Source organism: Deltaproteobacteria bacterium (assembly GCA_026712905.1).
In the GTDB taxonomy this organism is placed as follows: domain Bacteria; phylum Desulfobacterota; class Binatia; order UBA9968; family JAJDTQ01; genus JAJDTQ01.
Genome location: JAPOPM010000221.1, coordinates 1 through 12,421 on the forward strand (window position 1 = coordinate 1; position 12,421 = coordinate 12,421).

General features: G+C 65.7%; 10 protein-coding genes and 2 pseudogenes. 7 read left to right on the plus strand and 5 right to left on the minus strand.

Annotated features, from left to right (window positions below):
• The first annotated feature begins 220 nt into the window (after window positions 1-220).
• Window positions 221-826, plus strand: a pseudogene (locus OXF11_18340) (ABC transporter ATP-binding protein).
• Window positions 827-907: 81 nt separating this feature from the next.
• Here OXF11_18340 and OXF11_18345 read toward each other — a convergent pair.
• Window positions 908-1,531, minus strand: coding sequence for a DUF924 domain-containing protein (locus OXF11_18345; protein ID MCY4489058.1), 624 nt, complete (start codon window positions 1,529-1,531; stop codon window positions 908-910).
• A 232-nt stretch (window positions 1,532-1,763) separates the two neighbouring features.
• On the opposite strand from OXF11_18345, the pseudogene arsS reads away from it, so the two are divergent.
• From arsS to OXF11_18370, 5 genes and pseudogenes are all read left to right on the plus strand, one after another.
• Window positions 1,764-2,684: pseudogene (arsS, locus tag OXF11_18350) on the plus strand (arsenosugar biosynthesis radical SAM protein ArsS).
• 133 nt (window positions 2,685-2,817) lie between these two features.
• The gene (locus tag OXF11_18355) at window positions 2,818-3,495 is read left to right on the plus strand and encodes a TIGR04283 family arsenosugar biosynthesis glycosyltransferase (GenBank protein ID MCY4489059.1); all 678 of its coding nucleotides are present in this window, start codon (window positions 2,818-2,820) and stop codon (window positions 3,493-3,495) included.
• 88 nt (window positions 3,496-3,583) lie between these two features.
• Window positions 3,584-4,876, plus strand: a complete 1,293-nt coding sequence (locus OXF11_18360) for an aspartate aminotransferase family protein (GenBank protein ID MCY4489060.1) — start codon at window positions 3,584-3,586, stop codon at window positions 4,874-4,876.
• Between the two features lie 4 nt (window positions 4,877-4,880).
• Window positions 4,881-5,873 carry an ABC transporter permease gene (locus OXF11_18365; protein ID MCY4489061.1) on the plus strand — a complete coding sequence of 331 codons (993 nt, stop codon included), beginning with the start codon at window positions 4,881-4,883 and terminating at the stop codon, window positions 5,871-5,873.
• Entirely contained in the window at window positions 5,870-6,709 is an 840-nt protein-coding gene (locus OXF11_18370; protein MCY4489062.1) for an ABC transporter permease, read from the plus strand. Before OXF11_18365 ends, OXF11_18370 begins: the two co-directional genes overlap by 4 nt.
• Window positions 6,710-6,785: 76 nt before the next feature.
• Here the strand turns inward: OXF11_18370 and OXF11_18375 are convergent, their stop codons facing one another.
• From OXF11_18375 to OXF11_18390, 4 genes are all read right to left on the minus strand, one after another.
• Window positions 6,786-7,274 (minus strand): hypothetical protein, encoded by a 489-nt coding sequence (locus OXF11_18375; protein ID MCY4489063.1) that lies wholly within the window; start codon window positions 7,272-7,274, stop codon window positions 6,786-6,788.
• 261 nt (window positions 7,275-7,535) lie between these two features.
• A complete protein-coding gene (recQ, locus tag OXF11_18380) occupies window positions 7,536-9,362 on the minus strand; it encodes a DNA helicase RecQ (GenBank protein MCY4489064.1) in 1,827 nt (608 codons plus the stop codon).
• 161 nt (window positions 9,363-9,523) lie between these two features.
• Window positions 9,524-11,179 carry a GMC family oxidoreductase gene (locus OXF11_18385; GenBank protein ID MCY4489065.1) on the minus strand — a complete coding sequence of 552 codons (1,656 nt, stop codon included), beginning with the start codon at window positions 11,177-11,179 and terminating at the stop codon, window positions 9,524-9,526.
• Window positions 11,180-11,235: 56 nt separating this feature from the next.
• Complete coding sequence (locus OXF11_18390; GenBank protein ID MCY4489066.1) at window positions 11,236-11,850, minus strand: gluconate 2-dehydrogenase subunit 3 family protein; 615 nt, start codon at window positions 11,848-11,850, stop codon at window positions 11,236-11,238.
• A gap of 181 nt (window positions 11,851-12,031) precedes the next feature.
• Between OXF11_18390 and OXF11_18395 the strand changes: the two genes are divergently transcribed.
• Entirely contained in the window at window positions 12,032-12,286 is a 255-nt protein-coding gene (locus tag OXF11_18395) for a type II toxin-antitoxin system prevent-host-death family antitoxin (GenBank protein ID MCY4489067.1), read from the plus strand.
• The last annotated feature ends 135 nt before the right edge of the window (window positions 12,287-12,421 follow it).

Consider the following 12,421-nt stretch of genomic DNA (forward strand, 5'->3'; position numbering starts at 1 on the left):
CGAAGATGGTGGTGAGCTTGAGCTTCCGCTGCAGCTCGAGAATCTCGCGCCGCATCTGGACGCGCAGGTTGGCGTCCAGATTGGACAGCGGCTCCCCCCGCCACAAGACCCCGGGGGCGGCGCGGGAGGTGCGGGGAGGGGCGCCCCCCCACCGCCGGGCGGCGGGGGGCGGGGCGGGGTCTCCTGTGCCCGCCCCATCTTCGTCGACCCCGGGTTCCTGTTGCTGGACGAGCCGCTGTCCAATCTGGACGCCAACCTGCGCGTCCAGATGCGGCGTGAGATTCTCGAGCTGCAGCGGAAGGTCAAGCTCACCACCATCTTCGTGACCCACGACCAGGAAGAAGCCAACACCATCTCGGACCGGATCGCCGTGCTCGACGAGGGCATTTTGCAGCAGGTTGGATCGCCGATGGACCTCTACGACAGACCCGTCAACCGTTTCGTTGCCGACTTCCTGGGCACCGCCAACCTCCTGGACGGAGGCGTGGAAGTTACCGGTGAAGGCACACGCTTCGTCGCGGCCGGCGGCCTGATCTTGCCGTTGGGCGGTGAGGGGCATGCGCCCGGAGACGGCCGGATCGCGATGTTCCGTCCCCAGGATGCGAGCATCTCCGCGGCGGACCCTGCCATGGCCGGTACGGCCTTCGCCGGCCGCGTCGGGCATCGCGAGTTCCTCGGCAACCTGATCCGATATACCGTCGCGGTCGACGAGGACACGTCCTTGCTGGTCGACGACACCCACCAGCCCGGCCGCCGGGCCTTCTCCGTCGGCGACACGGTGACCGTCAAGGTCGACATGGAACACGTGCAGGTACTGACCGGCTGAGGGGGTACGGCGACAGCGCCGTGCGGACCCGGGCGGATTTGAAACCCGCCCCTACACGCCGGTTTTCGCGGGCGCAGGCGTCTATCCCTTTACCGCCGCCGCCTTCCGCGCCTCGAGCTCCGCCGCCTCCGCCGCGGTCCTGCCCCAAAGGGGCGGATCCTTGAGGTACTCTTCCTCCTCCGGGGTATTGGGCCGGCCCATGACCGCGTTGCGGTGGGGGAAGCGGCCGAAGCGCTTGATGGCGGCATGGTGCCCGACCGCGGCCCGCATGGAGTCCTCGTTGCCGAGGCTCCGGTAGAGGATCAGCGCCCGCTCCTGGTCGGCCAGCAGCTCGCTGTGCTCGAAGGGCAGGTAGATGAAGGTCCTCGGCCAGCGGGCAAGACCCTGGTCGTAACCCTGATCCAGGGCATAACGGGCGACCTCCCGGGCCTTGGCATCGGTGGCGAAAGCGCGGGGTGTGCCGCGATAGATGTTTCGCGGGAACTGGTCGAGGGCCATGATCAGGGTCAGGCAGTCTTGCGGCGTCTCCTTCAAGTGGTCTAGCTCGCCGGCGGCGGCCCGTTCATGGACCCCGGTGTAGTGCTCGGCGAGATACCGGTCGAATTCCGGAGTCGCCCGAAACCACACCTGGCGCTTCTCCATCTCCACGCTCAGGTCCAGGGTCTCGAACCAGAAAGTCAGAATTTCTCTCGACAGAGGATCCACGCTCCCTCCGTTCCTGTCACGGGCACCTGGAGACGTCCTTGTCAGGTGTCTCAATGGCCGGCCTCCGGGCCCGTAACCTCCCGAAATCCGGCCAAAGAAAGTTGGCTGAGAGTCTTGACCAAGACAGACCCAATTGCAACACTGCGGGAGACCCCGGACGCGAACGGGTCAATTCGGTGCCCGGGAGGTTGCCACGGTAAACTTCGACGACAAGGTCGGTGCAAGCGGTCGTTCCCTTGACAAGCAAAAGCTGCAGGTGCTCCAGGTCAACATGGGGAAATACTGCAACCAGTCGTGCTTTCACTGCCACGTGGAGGCCGGTCCGGGCCGCAAGGAAATGATGGAACGGACCACCGTGGACGACGTTTTGCGCTTCCTTGAGAACTCCGACATCCCCACGGTGGACATCACCGGGGGCGCGCCTGAACTGAATCCCCATTTCGACTACCTAGTGGAATCCTGCAAGCGGCTGGGGCGCCACGTGATGGACCGTTGCAACCTGACGGTGTTCTACGAGGAGGGCAAGGAGTACCTGCCCGAATTCTTCCAGCGTCACCGGGTCGAGGTGGTCTGCTCGCTGCCCTGCTACACCAGGGAGAACGTCGACAGCCAGCGCGGCAACGGCACTTTCGAGTTGAGCGTGCGGGGGCTCCAGGAGCTCAACCGCCTGGGCTACGGCCAGCCCGATTCGGGTCTCGAGCTCAATCTCGTCTACAACCCCATGGGCAACTACCTGCCGCCGCCGCAAGAGGAGCTCGAGGGCGACTACCGGCGCATGCTGGGCGACGACTTCGGGATCGTCTTCAACCACCTCTATTGCCTGACCAACATGCCCATCACCCGGTTCAAGAAGTTCCTCAAGCAGCGGGGACAATACGACGACTACCTGCAGCTCCTGGAGGACAACTTCAACGCCGACACGGTGGACAGGGTCATGTGCCGCGATCTGTTGAGCGTGGCCTGGGACGGATCGGTGTACGACTGCGACTTCAACCAGATGATCGACATGCCGCTGGGCCGGGTCAACGGAAAGAGACCTCATATCCGGGAATTCTCGGCCGCGGATTTCGTGGACCAGCCCATCCTCACCGGGAACCATTGCTTCGCCTGCACCGCCGGCACCGGCAGCAGTTGCGGCGGCGCCCTGCTCTGACGGACGCGTCGCCGACGACATGGGGCGACCGCGGTCGCCCCTACCGGCGTCGCGCGTCGGCGACGACAAGAATTCCCGCGCAGACTCGGCAACGTATTTGTGGGACGTGACGCCAGCGGCGGACCACCCGTCCATGCGGCTCTCCATCATCATTCCGGTCCTGAACGAAGAACGCACCATCGCCGCCACCGTCGAGGACCTGGCGCGTATCGAACCCTGCGAGATCATCGTCGTGGACGGCGGCAGCACCGACCGCACCGCGGAAATCGTGCGGGACGGCCCCGCCCGCCTGGTGGTCTCCGCCCGGGGCCGCGCCGCTCAGATGAATCAGGGCGCGCGATCCGCCACCGGCGACGTGCTGCTTTTCCTCCACGCCGACACCCGGCTGCCCGGCACCGCGGCGCCTGACGTGCAGGGCTGCATGGCCGACCCCGCATGCGTGGGCGGCCGGTTCGACATCCGTCTGGACAGTTCGCGCCCGCTGCTCCGGATCGTCGGCCGCATGATCAGCCTGCGTTCCCGCCTGACCCGCGTGGCCACCGGGGATCAGGCCATCTTCGTCCGCCGGACCGCGTTCGAAAGACTCGGCGGCTTTCCCGAGATACCCATCATGGAGGATGTGGCGTTCTGCCGCGAGCTCAAGCGCGAGGGCCCAATCGCCTGTCTCCGTTCACAGGTGGTGAGCTCGGCCCGCCGGTGGGAACAGAACGGCCCGGTCCGGACCATCCTGCTCATGTGGACGCTGAAGCTCCTCTACCTCGCCGGAGTCTCGCCGGCGAGGTTGAAGCGGCTCTACAGCGAGGCCCGTTAGAACAGCGTCCGCGCGGAACGCCGCGAAAGGCCGGCAACTTTGACCGTTTCGCGGGCTTTGTGCTAGGTTGGCGTTCCCCATGAGTCAAATGGAACCGAACAAACAGCAGGAAATTCTGGCCAAGCACAAGGAGTATCTGTTCTCCTGCGTCGCCAACTACTACGAAGAGCCCCTGGTGGTGGACCGGGCCAAGGACTCACTGATCTACGACGTGGAGGGCCGGGAGTATCTGGACTTCTTCGGCGGCATCGTCACCATCAGCGTCGGCCACTGCAACGACAGGGTCGTGGACGCGATCCAGGAGCAGATCCGCAAGGTCCAGCACACCTCGACCCTCTATCCCAACGAGCCCCACGTCCGCCTGGCCGAGAAGCTCGCCGCCATCACCCCCGGGGCGCTGAAGCAGTCCTTTTTCACCAACAGCGGCACCGAGGCGAACGAGACCGCGGTGCTGGTGGCGCAGCTCTACACCCGGTCCCAAGACGTCATCGCCCTGCGCCACGGGTACAGCGGCCGCTCGCAGCTTGCCATGAGCCTCACCGGACACTATACGTGGCGGCTCACTCCCACTTCGAGCCCCAACGTCCATCACATTCCCAATGCCTACTGCTACCGTTGCCCCTTCGGGCTCACCTATCCCAGTTGCGACCTCAAGTGCGCCAAGGACCTGGAAGGCGCCATCCAGACCGCCACGTCGGGGAAGATCGCGGCGTTCATCGCCGAACCGATCCAGGGCGTCGGCGGGTTCATCACCCCGCCCCGGGAGTACTTCCGGGAGGTCGCGGACATCGTGCACAAGTACGGCGGCCTGTTCATCTGCGACGAGGTGCAGACGGGATGGGGCCGGACCGGCGGCAAGATGTTCGGCATCGAGCAGTGGGAGGTGGAACCGGACATCATGACCTTCGCCAAGGGTATGGCCAACGGCGTCCCCATCGGCGGCACCATCACCCGGCCGGAGATCGCCGACAGCATCAAGGGGCTGTCCCTCTCCACCTTCGGAGGAAATCCGGTGACCAGCGCCGCCGCGCTGGCTACCATCGAGGTGATCGAGAACCAGGGACTGGTGGCCAACGCGGCGGAGCGGGGGCATCAGCTCCGGGAGGGGCTGCTGGGTCTCCAGCAGAAGTACCCGCTCATGGGTGATGTCCGCGGCATGGGCCTCATGCAGGCCGTGGAGATGGTGGGTCCCGACAAGACGCCGAGTCCGGAAGCCGTGGCCAGGCTCTTCGAGCTGACCAGGCAGAACGGCCTGCTCGTCGGCAAGGGCGGCCTCATGGGCAACGTCATCCGCATTACCCCGGCGCTCACCGTCACCCGGGAACAGGTGAACGAAGCGCTCGAGCGGCTCGACCGGTCGCTGGCGCAGATGGGACTGTAGCTCGATGATTCGGCGGAGACTTATCGGGGCCATACCCGTCTTGATCGGAATGTCCTTTCTGGTCTTCTTCCTGATGCAACTCGCGCCGGGAGATCCGGTGACGCTTTTGCTAGGTGAGGACGCGGAGCCCCACGAGATCGAGGAAGTCACCCGCGAGTGGGGGCTCGACCAGCCCATCATCGTCCAGTACTGGCAGTTCGTGTCGAAGGCCGTCCAGGGGAACTTCGGCGAGTCCATGCGCTACGGGGAGCCCGTCGTGCAGCTCGTCCTTGAGCGGCTCCCGGCCACGGTGGAGCTGGCGCTGGCGAGTCTCCTGGTGGCCATCATCATCGCGCTCCCCATCGGCGTCTACTCCGCCATCAAGCACAACACGCTGTGGGACCACTCGGGCATGACCGTGGCGCTGGTGGGCATATCGGTACCCAACTTCTGGCTCGGCATCATGCTGATCTTCTTCCTGGGAGGCCAGTGGAACCTGCTGCCGGTGGCGGGCCGGCTGACCTACGGCGTCAACGTCGTGCCGGTGACCAACCTCATGCTCGTGGATGCCCTGATCGCCGGCGACCTCGCAGCCTTCTGGGACGCATTCAAGCACATCCTGCTGCCGGCCATCACCCTGGGGACGAGCTTCGCCGCCATCATCACACGCATCTCGCGCTCCAGCGTGCTGGAAGTCATCCGCCAGGACTACATCACCACCGCGCGGGCCAAGGGACTGAGCGAGCGCACGGTCATCTGGAAACACACCCTGCGGAACGCGCTCATCACCATCATCACCATCCTGGGGCTTCAACTCGGCGCGCTGCTGAGCGGCTCGGTCATCACCGAAACGGTGTTCTCCTGGCCCGGCATCGGCAGCCTGCTGATCCAGGCCATCACCACCCGGGACTACAAGCTCGCCCAAGGGGTGATCCTCTTCTTCGCCATGGTCTATTTCTTCGTCAACCTGATGGTCGACCTGCTGTACACCTGGGTCGATCCGAGGATACGGCTATGATCGGTTGGCGGCGCTACACGAAGGTCTTCAGCGGCGGCCTCATCGTGCTGTTGCTGTGCATCTGCGGACTGGGGGCGCCCCTGCTCGCGCCTTTCGATCCCCAGGAACAGAGCCTGGAGCAGCGCCTGCGGCCGCCGTCGCTGGATCTGGCTACGAACCCGCACGTCATGGGCACGGACAACCTGGGACGCGACCTCCTGAGCCGGGTCATCTACGGGTCGCGCATCTCGCTCATGGTGGGAGCGGCCACCGTGTTCCTGGCCGGCATCCTGGGCTGCTTTCTCGGCGCGGTGGCGGGCTACTTCGGAGAGATGATCGACGAAGTCATCAACAAGACCACCGAAATATTCCTGGCGTTCCCCTTCCTGCTGCTGGCCATCGCCATCATGGCCTTCCTGGGCCAAGGCTTGGTGAACCTCGTCATCGCGCTGGTGCTGAGCCGTTGGGTGCAGTACTGCCGGGTGGTCCGGGGAGAGGTGTTGTCCCTCAAGGAACGCGAGTTCGTGCAGGCGGCGCGGGCGCTGGGAGCCAGCAACCGCTACATCATCCTGCGCCACGTCATTCCCAACACGCTGCCCAGCGTCATGGTCATCGCCACCTTCGCCATGGCCGTGGTCATCATCACCGAGGCGAGCTTGAGCTTCCTGGGACTGGGCGTGCCGCCGAGCATCCCCACTTGGGGCTCCATGCTGAGCGAAGGCCGCAGCTACATGTACCGCGCCCCCTGGCTCACCATCTTCCCGGGCATCGCCATCTTCGTCACGGTGCTCGGCATCAACCTGCTGGGGGACGGCCTGCGCGACATTATCGACCCCAAGCTGACCCGCACCCGTTGAAACGAAAAAGCCCCCCTCTCCCGCAAGGAAAGGGGGGCCGAAGGCCTGAAGGCCCGCGGGCGGGCGGGCGTGGCCGCTACTTCGGGAACTTGCCCGGATCGCTCCGGCCCAACAGAGCCTGGCCTACCACGTTGACCCACTTGGTCGCGGCCTCGTCCATGATCTTCGCCGCGCCCGACCCCGGATAGTGCGCGCAGAACGGGCTCGCCGGATCCGCGGTGATGCCGTCACCCGCGGCCACGCGCATGAGCCGGCAGTCCAGGGTTTCCCACCACTGACCGACGCTGTCGTAGCCGCTCTCGTCGTAGATGGAGTCGGCCGCCGCGTCCACGAGCTTCTTCGTGTCGGCGTCCAGGTCCTTGTACATCTTCTTCGCCGCCTTGGCCTGCGCCTCCGTCGCCTTGTCGCCGTGCAGCGCCTTCACCATTTGCTCCGGGCTCAGCGTGTTCCACCAGCGCATGTACGCCGCCTCGTCCGCCGACGCCGCGGGAACGGCCGTCAATGCCAGGGCCGTGGCCGCCGCCAGCGCCACCAGCCACCTTCCACCTTTGCCATAGCTCACCATTGCTTGTCTCCTTTCACCAACGATCGGTCGGCCCATCCAATTGTTCCAACGCGGGGAATAGCGTCCCGCCTGACACTATAAAAACTATGGCACGCCCTGCCGGAGTTTCAACCGGATCGGGACGGCCTGGCGCGGACGTTTCGCGGAACGTCATTCCCGCGGAAGCGGGAATCCAGGGGCAGTGGAGGGGCACGACAGCGGCGTTTCCCGCCTCGCCACCCCTGGATTCCCGCTTCCGCGGGAATGACGTTCCGTTACGATTCATGCATCCCCCAGCGCGCCCTCGATGGCGGCCAGGAACGGATCCGCGAAGGCGGCGAGCTTGGCGGCACCGACGCCGTTCACCTCGGCGAACTCCTCCTGAGTCCGGGGCTTGCGCCGTGCCATGTCGATGAGCGTTCGGTCGGAGAACACAATATACGCCGGCACACCGCGCTCCCGGGCGAGTTGGAGACGCAACGCCTTGAGGGCTTCCAGCAACGCCGCCTCGGAGGTGCCCAACGGAGTTCCATCGGGTTCCTTCCGGCGGCGTTGGCCGCCGTCCCGCGCGGGCGCGGTCGCCGGAACGCGCACCGTGTCCGGGCGATAGAAGAACGCGCTCTCGCCTTGCAGCAGGCCGCGGCCCTTGCCGGTCATGGAAATGCCGCCGTAGCCGCCGATGTCGAGCCTGAGGAAACCCGTGGCCACCATCTGACGGATGAGAGAGCGCCATTCGTTCTTGCCTCGGTCCGCGCCCAGACCGAAGGTCGGCAGCCGGTCGTGGCCGGCGCGCTCGATCTTTTCCGTCGCGGTGCCGCGCAGCACGTCGATCACGTGGGCGGCGCCGAACCGCTGGCCGGTGCGGTAGACCGCGGACAACACCTTTTGCGCGGCCTCGGTGCCGTCCACCCGTTCCACCGGGTCAATGCAGACATCGCAGTTGCCGCAGGGATCGATGCGCTCGCCGAAGTACTCCAACAGCGTCACGCGACGGCAGGCCGGCGCCTCACAATACCCCAGCAACGCGTCGAGACGCTTGTGCTCCCGCAGCCGCCGCTCCGCGCCCGCGTCCTCCTTTTCGATGAACTGGCGGCGCATGCGCATGTCCGCCAAGCCGTACAGCATGTGCGCTTCCGCGGGCGCGCCGTCGCGCCCGGCGCGTCCGATTTCCTGGTAATAGGCCTCGACACTGCCGGGCAGATCGGTGTGCAGCACGTAGCGCACATCCGCCTTGTCGATGCCCATGCCGAAGGCGATGGTGGCCACCATCACTACGCCGGGATCGGTCATGAAGGCGTTCTGGTGCGCCTCCCGGTCCTCCTTGTCCATGCCCGCGTGATAGGGCAGCGCACGCATGCCGTCCGCCGCCAGCAGCGCCGCGGTCTCCTCCGTCTTCCGGCGGGACAGGCAGTAGATGATGCCGCTCTCGCCCTCGTGGCGCGCCAGGAAGCTCCGGGTCTGGCGCTTCCACTCCTGCTTCAACTCCACCGCCAACCGGATGTTGGGGCGGTCGAAGCCCAACACGAACGCATCCACGTCGCCGCCGAACAGACGCTCGGCGATGTCCTCGCGGGTGATGGCGTCGGCGGTGGCGGTGAGGGCGGCGATGGGAACGCCCGGGAAGAGATGCCGGAGCCGGCACAGGTCCTCGTACTCCGTGCGGAAGGATGGACCCCATTGCGAGATGCAGTGGGCCTCGTCCACGGCGAACAGTCTGACCGGCAGCCGGCCGAGAGCCTCCAGCATGCGCTCGGTCATCAGTCGCTCCGGCGCCATGTACAAGAGCCGCGTGTCGCCGGCGGCGGCCCGGCGCCAGGCGGCGACGTTGGCCGCCCTGGTGTTGGACGAGTTGATGGAGTCCGCCGCCACTCCGGCCAAGCGCAACGCCGCCACCTGGTCCTGCATCAGCGCCACCAGCGGGGACACGACGATGGTCAGGCCGCCCAGGGCCAACGCGGGGACCTGGAAGCACAGCGACTTGCCCGAGCCCGTAGGCATCACGGTGAGCACGTGGCGTCCCGCCAGCAGCGCCTCGATGGCGCCCTCCTGGCCAGGACGAAAGCTATCGAACCCGAAGATGTCCTTGAGTATCCCTTGTGCCGCGCTCATCGGTCCCCACTTCGTGGCCTGTCACGTCCCGCCAAACGAACCGCGGATTCATGAGTGTTCCGACGCACCACGAGAACGGCCCGCCGGACACGGGCCGCGGTGTCCGCTCCCGGCCCGCTCACAAGAGACGCAAAAACAAGGCCACCGCGACGGCAGGCGTTTCAATGGATGAGGTTGCCCTTGCGCGCCTCGGACACCATGTAATCGCACACCCGGAACGCGTTGGCCTGGATAGTGAGGGTGGGGTTGAGACCGGCGGCAGTGACGAACACGCTGGCGTCGACGATGAAGAGGTTGGACACGTCGTGGGAACGGCACCACTTGTCCACCACCGACGACTCGGGATCGTTGCCCATCCGGCAGGAGCCCATCTGGTGGTTGTGCAGCTTGCGGGTCTCGGGCTTGGGCACGATGATCCGGGTCGCGCCGGCGGCCTCGTAGATCTCCCGCGAACGCTCGCCCAGATAGGTGGCGAGGCGGACGTCGTTCTCGTGGCTGGTGTAGGTGATGCGCGCCACCGGCAGGCCGTAGCAGTCCGTCAGGTCCGGATCGAGGTCGACGGCGTTGCTCTCCACCGGAAGGCTCTCGCCGGTGCAGTGGCTGTGCAGGTAGTGGCGCCAGGTCTCGCGCATGGAGTCCTTGTGCTCCTTGCCCCAGCGCTTGCCGTGGATGGGCCGCAGCGCCAGCTCGATGGGGTCGCCGCCGTGAGCGCGTGGGTGCATGAAGCCGCCGCGGATAAACCCCCGGCTGGTGTCGGTCTTGTAGAAGTCGTGGAGCACGCGTGTGCTGGATGTCCCCTTGTGGCCGTCCAGCGGCTCGGGAAACGTCACCACCAGGGTCACGCCCGGGGAATGGAACATGAGGTTCTTGCCCACCAGACCGCTGCCGTTGGCCAGACCCTGGGGGAAGCGGGCAGACTCGGACAGCAGCAGGAGGCGTGCCGTCTCCACGCCGCCGGCGGCCATCACCACCAAGCGCGCCGGCTGGTGCTCCTCCTCCCCCTCGGCATTGAAATAGGTGACGCCGGAGGCCTTGCCCTGCCGGTCGAGGGTGATCTCGCGCGAAAGACACAGGGGCCGGATCTCCAGCCGTCCGGTGGCCAGGGCCTTGGGCAGCATTGATTCCAAGGTGCTCGACTTGGCGCCCACCGGGCAGCCGTAGGAAGAGCACATGCCCTTGCCGATGCAGCCGGGACGGCCGTCGTAGTCCCCGGTGAGGATGGCCAGCGGCGTGGGAAACGGGTGCAGGCCGAGCTTGCGGGCGCCCCGCTCCAGGGCCGCGCCCGGGCTGTTGCGCGCCGCCGGCCCCACCGGGTAGTCACGCTTGCGCGGCGGGTCGAAGGGGCTCGACCAGCCCTGGCCCGAGATTCCGACGGTCCATTCCGCCTTCTCGTAGAAGGGCTCCATGTCGTCGTAGGAGATGGGCCAGTCCTCGATGGTGGTGCCCGCCACCGCGCCGTCCTCGGACTTCACGCGAAAGTCCGACTCGTGGAAACGCCAGGAGAGCCCGCTGTAGTGGATGGTGCCGCCGCCCACGCACATGGCGTTGGAGAAAGTCTGGGTCTTGGTGGAGAGAACCTCGGCCGGGGTGTCCGCATCGGGCCGCCAGGTGCGCGGCTCCAACTCCACCGTGGGCCAGAAGAAGTTGCGCCGCTTGTACATGAGCTCGTCGCCCAGCGCGAAGTCCTCGCGCTTGTACCAGGGGCCGCGCTCCAGCACGCACACGGTCATGCCCGCCTCGGTCAACTCCTTGGCCGCCACCAGTCCCGAGGCGCCGCCTCCCACGATACAGACGTCCACCGTCTCACGCTGTGCCATCCGTGTCCTCCGCTCTTGAATGCCCTGCCCCCGAGTCTCCGTCACCGGGGCGTTTGTCAGGATGAGCGATCCTTCTTCTCCTGGGCGAACTCGTCCGGCTCGTTGGCGTCGTACCACCCATAGGGCTTTTCGTTGCCGTGCGGGAAGCTCGGGCCGGGATAGTCCAGCACCTGCCATCCCGCCCGGTCCTTGTTGCCGCCGTGGCGCGGATGACCGTAGAACCCTTCCATCGTATGGGTCAGCAGCAGCGTGAAGAACGGGTCCTTGCGCTCGTCCAGCACCGTCAGGACCTGGTCCCGGCCCGCGTCGTCCAGGCCGCGGAAGTCCTTGCCCGACGCCAGTTCCGCGGCTACGCGGTCCAGCTCCAGCACCCCGTCGCGATAGGCCTGCAGGTGCCGGCTGCCGGTGCCGTGGAGCTTGAACAGAGTCACCTGCTGCTCCTCGGTGCGCCCGCCCATGCCGCCGAGGATGAAGTTGGCGTACTCCTTCTTCTCCCGCGGGCTGATGTCCGTGTCCACCTCGTCCGCGGCCAGCAAGCCCTCGATGAAATCGATGACCTCAGCCTCGCGCGCGCCGGCGCCCTCGTCCGACGGCACGATGCGCGCGGCCGCCGCCTCGATGGTGGCGCGCTCGTGGTCCGAAAGGACCGTGTCTGAATCTGTGCCGCTCATGTCGAACCTGCTTCCGTGTTGGACTCGCCCCGCCACGCGGTTCCCCGACCATGGGGATGCGTCAGCATACAACAGAGGAGGGCCGGTGAGAAGTTATGAGTGTCCCACATCGGGTCTCCGTCTTGACGAGAATGGACACCCCTGATAACACTTAGCTCAACTTAGCTAACAAGGTCGTTGAATGAAACAGGTGAACATGCACGAAGCGAAGTCCCAGCTTTCGAAGCTGGGCAAGTTGGCTTGGGAGGGCGAGGAGATCGTGATCGCCAAGGCCGGTGAACCTTACCTGCGGCTGGAACCCTATAGAAAACGCCTCGAAGAACGACAGTTCGGAGGTTACGAAGGGCAATTCTGGATGTCGCCGGACTTTGACGAACCCGATGAGGAACTCATGGACCTGATCGAGAACTCCAAGATCTTTCCGGATGAGGATTAGCCCATCTTTAACATGAATGTGGGGATTTAGGGTATTTTGTGTACGGGTGCACCATCTAACCTATTGAATTCATTGAGATCATGTTTCTGGGGACGGAATGTAGTGCCATACTAATGTATCATGGCTTGCATTCCG